This window comes from Gracilibacillus lacisalsi DSM 19029, from assembly GCF_000377765.1.
Taxonomy (GTDB): domain Bacteria; phylum Bacillota; class Bacilli; order Bacillales; family Amphibacillaceae; genus Gracilibacillus; species Gracilibacillus lacisalsi.
Genome location: NZ_KB898695.1, coordinates 1 through 8,400 on the forward strand (window position 1 = coordinate 1; position 8,400 = coordinate 8,400).

Below are 8,400 nucleotides of genomic sequence, written 5' to 3' on the forward strand. Positions count from 1 at the left end.
GGAGTTAAAAAATATAAAAGAATGTCAAAGTAATCTAGGGACAGATAAACGAACCCTTATTATATCAATAATTATAGCTGTTTTAATCTAGGGACAGTGATCTAGGGACACTTCAAAGGAGGCATGAAAATGCACATCACTGAAAAACAATTAAAGTTAATTACAGAAGTGGCTTCAGAAAAGGCTATTGAAGCTTATAACGAATACATGAATAAGAAAGCAAAAGAAAAACATGATAGAAGATTACGTAATACCAAACTCCTGTTAAAAAATTATCGCACTTTTGTTTTACATTGCAGTGAAGTCAAAATGGATATTGATGAAATTGAGCAACCTAAAGATATCCTTGATGAATTAGAACGTGATGAAAATGCCATTGAATCTATTAAAAAGAGTAAAGAAAGAACGTTGATTATGGTAAATTTTATTAACAGTATGCTATCTGTCTATAAAGCACTTTGTGAGAGATCTATTAAACCAGAGGAGCAAAGAAGGTACGATGTAGTATATAAAATGTATATTGCTACTGAAGAATCCAAAGCAGAAGATATTGCGACATGTCACAATATAGAAACAAGGACAGTATATCGAGATGTTAATAAAGCTTGTAACACCTTATCTGGCTTGATTTTTGGAGTAGATAGTATAAGGTTTTATGATTAAATGATATGTCAAAAAGATGTCATTTACTAGGCAATAGAAAAGATTTAAAATGATAGTGAGTAAAATAATATCTATTTCAAAAAGGCACTCAGTATCTAAAATACTTGGGTGCCTTTTTTATATACAAAATCAAAGGAGCGTGTAGATCATGGCAGACAATAAGTCGTGCGAAGGTATGGTTACTTATAAATGCATGAAGTGTTTTGCTGAAATGTCTGTAAGTAAACAAAGAGAATTAAGAATGGATGGTAGGAATTGTTTCTTGTGCAAAGGGCCTATTCAAAAGGTGGAAAATAAGAAAAGCGTTGGTTCTTTTACTGTAGACATAGATTGCTCTGATGCATTGAAAGGATTGAAGGCTGTACAACGTGAAGCGAAAAAAGCTACTGCTGCATTGAAAGAGTTGGAGGAGCAAAAGAAAAGAAATACATTTTTAGTTATTGAATTGGATAACGAGGATAGTACATTGCCTAAAGTTTTTCATGAAGGTAAAGAGATAACTAATAAAGTACGAGTTCATTTTGACTGGAAAACTAGGACAGATTATCCTGGGAAGTTAGAAGTCAATGTTGATCATTATGAACTAAATGATAATGGTGAACCAAACTTAACTGGTATTGAAATAGAAAGGTTAACGTGAGGTGATCCATCATGAAACTTGAATGCGATAACTGCAGTCACACTTTTAATGTGAATCAGATTAAAGATATTAAACAAGAACCGGTCAAAAATGATATCGTCCGGCATTTTATTGAGTGTCCAGATTGTCAGCACAAATTCACAACCCATTATGAAAATGATGCAATTAGAGAAATCACTGCAGAAATTAGAAGGCTGCAGAAAAAAGCACCCCTGAAAATTAAGCAGAAAAATAAACTGCATAAGTTAAGGCGTAAGGTGAGGATAATGGCTGATACATTAAAAACGGTTGTGGAAAAGGATGAAAGTTAATCCATTTCTTTGGACAAGTACAACTAGTTTAACTAAGGCAATGCGAGATGCCTTTTACAAAAGTTTTATATGGCAAAAAAAGAGAGAGACTATCCTAGAAAGAGATGAGTACCTGTGCCAGGTGTGCATGGAGTATGATGATCCTATACCAGCTGATACAGTTCATCATATTGTTCACCTAAGAGATGACCCAACCCTAGCCTTGGTAGATACTAACTTAATAAGTGTTTGCTTCGATTGTCATAACGATCTTCATCCTGAGAAAGGTTTTGGACAAAAGAAAGAGAAAAAGATTTCAAGAAAAATAAAAACTTTTGAAGTGAATGAAAATCCAGAGCAAACATGGTGATACCCCCCTACCCAATAAACTGGAGTCGATCAATCGCCCAGAGCGAGCCGCCCCTTCGTTTTCACCGTGGAGAAATTTTCATGAAAGGGGGGTAACAGAAAAAAATGATGAGAGGAGGATTTACAAAATGGCTGTTCCAACCGCGAAATTACTGAGGGAATACCTAGGCGAAAATTATCAAGAATCGGATGAAGAATTGATAAAATTGTATGTCGAAACACATCAATTTTATCGAAAAATGAAAGCAGAATTAAAAAAATCTACTCTTTTAATGGAGCATACTAATAAATTCGGAGCCAAGAATCTTGTAAAAAATCCTCTCGCGATCGAATTAACGAAAACAGTTCAAACGCTTAATAACTTGTTAAAATCACTTGGTCTTACTCCAGCACAACGAAAGAAAATAGAGAATGGTGGAGATGACGACGACTTCGACAGCTTCTAACATCAAGAAGGCAAAGCAAAGTTTTAGTTTTATAACATGGAAAAAAGACCAGGTGAAGAAAGGTAATATCCTTGAAAAACCATCAGACAAGTTATTGACAACCTGGTATGCTAAACAAGTTGTTAAAGGCAAGATTGTAGCAAGTAAAAATAATATTTTAGCAGCCAAAAGGCATTTAAATGATTTAAAAAGGCAAGGAACGGACGAATTTCCATGGGTGTTTGATGAGGAAAAGGCATATCGTCCAGTAAGATTTATTGAAAAGTATTGCAAACCATCTAAAGGTGATTATGATCAATTAATTGCTCAGCCGTGGCAACATTTTGTGATAGGTTCATTATACGGTTGGGTTCATAAAGATACTGGTGTAAGGCGCTTTCGTGAGGGCCTTATTTTTGTTGGTCGAAAAAACGGTAAATCGACATTAATATCAGGATTATCACTGTATTCTTTCTCCAAAGATGGGGAAAACGGTGCAAATGTTTATCTGTTAGCAAATGCTAAACAACAGGCAAGCATTATTTTTGATGAAGCCAAAGCGATGGTAAAAAAATCGCCAAAGCTGAGAAAAAGATTCGTTCCTAAGCGTGATGAAATTGAGTATGCTAAAGCATTTTCCAAAATTGAGCCTCGTGCTTCAGACAGTGAAAAATTAGATGGTTTGAATACACATCTTGGTGTATTTGATGAAATTCACGAATTTAAGGATTATAAACTGATTAACGTTATCAAAAAATCACGTGGATCTCGTAAACAACCACTTATTTTATATATTACAACTGCTGGTTATCAACTAGATGGTCCTCTTGTTAAATATTATGCTGATGGTGTTCAAGTGTTGGAAGGTGCCATTCAAGATGAACGTACTTTTTATTATTTGGCTGAATTAGATAACGATGAAGAGTTTGAAAAGCCAGAAACATGGATTAAAGCAAACCCTAACATGGGGGTTTCGCTTGATTTAGATGTCCTCATGGATGATTGGGATAAGGATAAACGAACTCCAGAAGAGCGTTCAGACTTTATAACTAAACAATTTAATATATTTGCGAATGGCAGCAAAGTTCCTTTTATTGATTTTAAAACATTAGAGAAAAACGATAAGCACATGGATATTAAAGTACTTGAAGGTGCTGAAGGGGTTGCTGGTTATGATTTATCTGACTCTGAGGACTTTACAAGTGCTTGTGTAGAATTTCCGTTAGAAACAGGAGAAGTGTTTGTCTTATCTCATTCTTGGATTCCATTGAAAAAAGTAAAAGAAGGTAATGAAAAAATACCTTATCGAGAGTGGGAAAAAGATAATTACTTAACAATCGTTGATGAAGAGTACATTAACAAAGACATTGTCGAAGAATGGATCGAGGAACAAGCTAAAATGTATAACATTCCATTGATTACTTATGATCCGGCCAAAGCTTTCCGATTAAATAAATCGTTAGAAGAAAAAGGTTTTGAAACAGAAAAAGTAAGACAAGGTTTTCAAACTCTTGGTCCTGCTTTAGATGATTTGAAAGAAATGTTTTTGGATGGAAAAGTAATATTTAATGAGAATCCACTTCTCCGTTGGTATATAAACAACGTGGAGCTTGTGAAAGACCGAAATAACAATAGATTACCAACAAAAGCTGGTCGATATCGTAAAATTGATGGATTTGCAGCATTGTTAAATGCTCATACAAAGGTAATGGAAAAATTGGTTGTTCCAACTGGTGATGGTGATATTGGAGTTGTTAGTATGCAAGATTTGATGAAGGAGTGATTGGTAAATGAAATTATTCAGTTTGTTATTGATTGTAATCTTACTTTTCAATTTTCAACCATGTATACAAAACGAACCTATCAGAATGAAAAATTGGATGTTTGTTTACTAAGGAGGTGATCCACATCTAATTCAAATTGAAAGGTGGTGAAACATTGAGATTCTTTCAGCGATTAAAATACTCATTTTATAGCGCTTATGCAGCATGGAAGGGGGATGGCTTTGATTTTTCATCTTGGATGGGAAAGTCATTTTGGGGTATTGATAATTCCACCTTAGCCACTAATGAAACTATTTTTAGCGCAGTTACAAGGCTATCCAATAGTATGGCTACATTGCCGTTAAAATTGTATCAAAACTATGAAATGAAGCAAAATAGTGCTTCGGATGTGTTAATTAACAATCCCAATCCTAATATGACAGGTTTTGAGTTTATTAGAAATTTAGAAACTGCTAGGGATGAAGAAGGAAATGGTTATGCTCTTATTGAACGTGACATAAGGTTACAGCCTTCCGGACTAACATTAATTAATCCAGATTATGTGGAGCCTGTCATCGAAAGAAACAGTAAAGAATTATGGTACCAGGTTCTAGGTGAAGATGGGAATCGCTATTATGTACACAATATGGAAATGTTACATGTTAAGCATATTGTAGGTTCACATAGTTTAAAGGGAATTAATCCCATTAAAGTGTTACAGAATGCCAATGACTTTGATAAGGCAGTTCGAGAGTTCAGTTTAAAAGAAATGCAATCTGCACCAAACTCATTTATATTGAAATACGGTGGAAATTTAGATGATGACAAAAGAAAAAGAGTCATTGAAGATTTTAAAAGGTTCTACAAGGATAATGGCGGTATTTTGTTCCAAGAACAAGGTGTAGAAATTAAAGAATTGGAGAGAAAATACGTTGCAGCTGATACATTCGCGTCCGAACGGATTACACGTTCCAGGGTAGCGAATGTTTTTAATATGCCAGTTACAATGCTCAATGATACAGAAGGGCAGAGTTATTCAAGTAATGAACAGCTGATGCGTATGTTTGTAGACCTTACTTTAATGCCAATTGTAAGGCAGTATGAGCAAGAATTTAATAGAAAATTACTTACACCAGCCGAAAGAAAAGCTGGTTTTTATTTTAAATTTAACACGAAGGCTCTTCTTAGAGGCGATATCTCTACCCAAGGCGATTATTACGCCAAAGCCATTCGTAATGGGTGGATGAAGCAAGATGAAGCTAGGATGTATGAGGATTTACCTCCGGTGGGAGGGAACGCATCTAAATTATGGGTTAGCGGAGATTTATATCCAATTGATATGGATCCATCAGAACGAAAATCAAACAGTAATAGCAGTAATAATTCAAATAATGGGGATGGATAACACGTTATAATACGTGTATTTTTTATGCCATTTGAAAGGGGGTGTGGATTAAGTGAGAAAGCGACAATTGAAATTAAACCTTCAACATTTTGCTAAAAAGCGAAACAAGTTTTGGAGCATGAAGATGTCTGCTAATCAAGAAGATTCAGCGGATGTTTTTATTTACGGTGACATAGAACGTTATCAATGGTTAGAAGAAGATACAACAGCATCTAGTTTCAAGCAAGATTTAGACGATCTAGGCGATGTTTCCAACATTAATTTACACATTAATTCACCTGGTGGTGCCGTTTTTGAAGGAATCGCCATTCACAATATGCTTAAAAGCCATCCGGCAAGAGTGAATGTTTATGTAGATGCCTTAGCTGCATCCATCGCTAGTGTTATTGCAATGGCCGGTGATCAGATTCATATGTATAAAAATTCTATGATGATGATCCATAACGCCTGGACTATTGCGCTAGGTAATGCCAATGAATTACGTAAAAAAGCGGATGATTTAGACAGAATTAATCAGTCAGCGGTCCAAAGTTATCTCCAAAAGGCAGGTGAAAAACTAAATGAAGATGAGTTAAAGCAAATGTTGGATGATGAAACGTGGTTATCTGCAGATGAAGCTCAACAATACGGACTAGCTGATGTAGTTCTAGAAGAAAATCAAGCCGTTGCTTCTGTCAGTGAAGATTTATTTAAGCAATATAAAAATGTGCCAAAAGCTCTTCAAAAGAAAGTGGATAAACAAGAAGAAGGTATTTCTGAAGAAGAGATGGCACGAAGACAGAAAATAGCTGAACAATCTAAACAAAATTCAGCATTAATAAAAGATATTTTAGGAGGAATTTAACATGAAAAAGAGCCAAGCATTATTAAAATCTGTGCAACAACGTCAAAAAGGACAATGGTTACGTCTAAATAACTTGCAGTATTTCGGTGGTCAAAAGACGCTTTTTGAGTACAAACAAAACATGACAACCATCGGTCAACAACTTCAAAAAGTGGAAAATGAATTAGCAGATGCTGCTATTGACACATCCAAAACATCTGAGGATATTCAAACATTACAAAAATCACGAGATGATTTGAAACAACGATTTGATGTGATTAAAGAGCAGCACGATCAACTAGAAGCAGAACAAAAAGCAAAATTCGAAGATCAAAACAACATCAAAGGTATCGACGATCCAAAACAAAAGAAAGTCGAAGCGAAAGCGGAAATGATTCGTGCTACGATGACCAATAAGCCTATTACGAAAGAGGTCTTTCAAGCGTTAGGCGATAACACAGATCCTAGCACTGGTGGAGAAAAGTTACTGCCAAAAACAGTATCTAATGAACTTATCCATGAACCATTTGTCAAAAATCCATTGCGTGACATCTCAGTATTTACGCAAGAAACCAACTTAGAAATTCCGAAAATTGCATTTCAATTGGATGATGATGACTTTATCGGTGATACCGAAACAGCGAAGGAAATGAAAGCAACTGGTGATACTGTTACATTTGGTCGTCACAAATTCAAAGTATTTGTACCAATTTCCGAAACTGTTTTAAACGGAACTACAACAAATCTTGTTACAACAGTCGATCGAGGTCTTGAATCAGGTTTAGCAGCTAAAGAGAAAAAGGTTGCTTTTGCTACAACACCAGCAACTGGTGAAGAGCATATGTCCTTCTATTCGACTCAAAACGACATTAAAGAAGTAAATGGAGAGTCCAAATATAAAGCAATTAAAGCAGCTATTGCAGATTTGCATGAAGATTTCCGTGATAATGCAAAAGTGGTAATGCGTTATGCGGATTACATGGACATTATTGAAGTGTTAGCTAACGGTAATGCATCTCTCTATAACGCTCAACCAGAACAAGTCTTAGGTGTACCTGCTGAATTCGTCGATGCTGCTTCAGATCCTATTGTTGGTGACTTTGCTTATTCTCATTTTAACTACGATCTTCAGATGTTACGTGATCGTGATAAAGATGTAAAAACAGGTGTGGAATTGTTCGTTCTAACAGCTTGGTTAGATCACCAAATCAAGTTAAAATCTGCATTCCGTATTGCGAAAGTGGTAGAAACAGTCTAATAAACCAGAAATCTAACATGGAGGTGTTGAATATGCCTTATTTTAACGATATCCATTTAACAACAGGTGGTAGTATTACCGCCGATGGGAAACAAGCGGAACCAATAGAAGATCATGCTGACCCATCTTCAGCAACTGCAGAAGACATTGCTGCTAAACAAAATGAAATCCTAGCCGCCTTACGTGCGGTTGGGATTATCCAATCATCATAAAAGTGAGGGATTTTAAATGAAATATATAGTTCTAAAACGTTTTATCGATAAACTTACTAAAAAGTATTATGCTGCTGGTGACATCTATGAATCTAATGACGAAAAACGCATTAAAGAATTGCAAGAAAAAGGTTACTTAGGAGAAAAAATAGAGGAACCTAAAAGGAATGAAGAGCCTTCTGTACTTGATGGTAATGTAACTCAAGTACAAGAAGCAATCACTGCTGATCTATCAACAGACGAATTGAAACAGTTATTAGAGATGGAACAAAGTGGATCGGACCGTAAAGGTGTCGTTCAGCACATTAAATCCCTCTTACCAGAAGAGTAAGGGGGATTTTTGATGCCTCTACCAGACTTACAAAATGTAAAAGAATATTTAAAAATTGACGGCGATGAGGAAAATACTCAAATTCAAGAATTTATCGATACTGCTGTTGAAGAGTTGGAGGACTCTGGTATTAAAGATCAATCTACTGTTAGTTATGGAATGGCTATCAAACTATTGGTGGCCGGCTATTATGAGGAGCGTCGTCCTCAAGTGATTGGTAC

Annotated in this window: 12 protein-coding genes; all 12 read left to right on the forward strand. The window is 35.5% G+C overall.

Going from position 1 to position 8,400, the window contains the following annotated elements:
- The first annotated feature begins 129 nt into the window (after positions 1–129).
- Positions 130–663 (forward strand): hypothetical protein, encoded by a 534-nt coding sequence (locus D569_RS0121925; protein WP_018934587.1) that lies wholly within the window; start codon positions 130–132, stop codon positions 661–663.
- A 148-nt stretch (positions 664–811) separates the two neighbouring features.
- Positions 812–1,303 carry a hypothetical protein gene (locus D569_RS23780; protein WP_018934588.1) on the forward strand — a complete coding sequence of 164 codons (492 nt, stop codon included), beginning with the start codon at positions 812–814 and terminating at the stop codon, positions 1,301–1,303.
- Between the two features lie 11 nt (positions 1,304–1,314).
- Positions 1,315–1,614 carry a hypothetical protein gene (locus tag D569_RS0121935; protein ID WP_018934589.1) on the forward strand — a complete coding sequence of 100 codons (300 nt, stop codon included), beginning with the start codon at positions 1,315–1,317 and terminating at the stop codon, positions 1,612–1,614.
- Positions 1,604–1,963, forward strand: coding sequence for an HNH endonuclease (locus D569_RS0121940; RefSeq protein ID WP_018934569.1), 360 nt, complete (start codon positions 1,604–1,606; stop codon positions 1,961–1,963). The genes D569_RS0121935 and D569_RS0121940 overlap by 11 nt, the downstream gene beginning before the upstream one ends.
- 127 nt (positions 1,964–2,090) lie before the next feature.
- Positions 2,091–2,408: a P27 family phage terminase small subunit gene (locus D569_RS0121945; RefSeq protein WP_018934568.1), complete on the forward strand. Its 318-nt coding sequence runs from the start codon at positions 2,091–2,093 to the stop codon at positions 2,406–2,408.
- On the forward strand, positions 2,383–4,170 hold the full coding sequence (locus D569_RS0121950) for a terminase large subunit (RefSeq protein WP_018934567.1): 1,788 nt from the start codon (positions 2,383–2,385) through the stop codon (positions 4,168–4,170). The genes D569_RS0121945 and D569_RS0121950 overlap by 26 nt, the downstream gene beginning before the upstream one ends.
- A gap of 155 nt (positions 4,171–4,325) precedes the next feature.
- Positions 4,326–5,555 carry a phage portal protein gene (locus D569_RS0121955; protein ID WP_026287434.1) on the forward strand — a complete coding sequence of 410 codons (1,230 nt, stop codon included), beginning with the start codon at positions 4,326–4,328 and terminating at the stop codon, positions 5,553–5,555.
- A gap of 52 nt (positions 5,556–5,607) precedes the next feature.
- Positions 5,608–6,399, forward strand: a complete 792-nt coding sequence (locus D569_RS0121960; RefSeq protein WP_018934565.1) for a head maturation protease, ClpP-related — start codon at positions 5,608–5,610, stop codon at positions 6,397–6,399.
- A gap of 1 nt (position 6,400) precedes the next feature.
- Positions 6,401–7,636: a phage major capsid protein gene (locus D569_RS0121965; protein WP_018934564.1), complete on the forward strand. Its 1,236-nt coding sequence runs from the start codon at positions 6,401–6,403 to the stop codon at positions 7,634–7,636.
- A gap of 32 nt (positions 7,637–7,668) precedes the next feature.
- The gene (locus D569_RS0121970; protein ID WP_018934563.1) at positions 7,669–7,848 is read left to right on the forward strand and encodes a hypothetical protein; all 180 of its coding nucleotides are present in this window, start codon (positions 7,669–7,671) and stop codon (positions 7,846–7,848) included.
- A 16-nt stretch (positions 7,849–7,864) separates the two neighbouring features.
- Positions 7,865–8,179, forward strand: a complete 315-nt coding sequence (locus tag D569_RS23325) for a hypothetical protein (RefSeq protein WP_018934562.1) — start codon at positions 7,865–7,867, stop codon at positions 8,177–8,179.
- A 12-nt stretch (positions 8,180–8,191) separates the two neighbouring features.
- Positions 8,192–8,400, forward strand: a 209-nt coding sequence (locus tag D569_RS0121980; protein ID WP_018934590.1) for a head-tail connector protein, incomplete at its 3' end; no start/stop codon positions are given.